The sequence below is a fragment of the Dyella sp. ASV21 genome (assembly GCF_016428975.1).
Lineage (GTDB): Bacteria > Pseudomonadota > Gammaproteobacteria > Xanthomonadales > Rhodanobacteraceae > Dyella.
In genome coordinates this window covers 1-448 of record NZ_JAELTT010000175.1, presented here as the reverse complement: position 1 = coordinate 448, position 448 = coordinate 1, and the positions used below count along the sequence as shown (strand labels likewise).

1 protein-coding gene is annotated in these 448 nt (G+C 63.8%); it reads right to left on the bottom strand.

From position 1 onward, the window contains the following. A partial coding sequence (locus JHD67_RS21460) for a chorismate-binding protein (RefSeq protein WP_199101169.1) occupies positions 1 to 448 on the bottom strand: 448 nt, incomplete at both ends.

Below are 448 nucleotides of genomic sequence, written 5' to 3'. Positions count from 1 at the left end.
CACTACTTTGCCGTCCTTGAGGCGCGCCAGGATTTCCGGCGAGGAGCCGACGATCTGCGTGTTGCCCAGGTCGACGAAGTACATGTACGGCGACGGATTGAGCGCGCGCAGTGCGCGGTACACATCCACCGGTCGCGCATTGAAACCTACGCTGAGGCGCTGCGAAGGCACCACCTGGAAAATGTCGCCCGCGCGAATGTATTCCTTGGCACGCTCCACCATCGCCTCGAACTCCTCCTTGGTGAAGGAGGATTTGAAATCGCTCTCGTCCAGCGCGGTGGACTGGCTGAGCTGCGGATAGGACACGCCGCTCTGGCGCAGGCGGTAGACCAGCGCATCCAGCCGGCGCTGCGCCTCGGCATAGGCATGCGGCCTGGCCGGATCGGCGTGCACGATCAGGTAGAGGCGGCCCTTGAGGTTGTCGAACACCGCCACTTCTTCGGCGAGC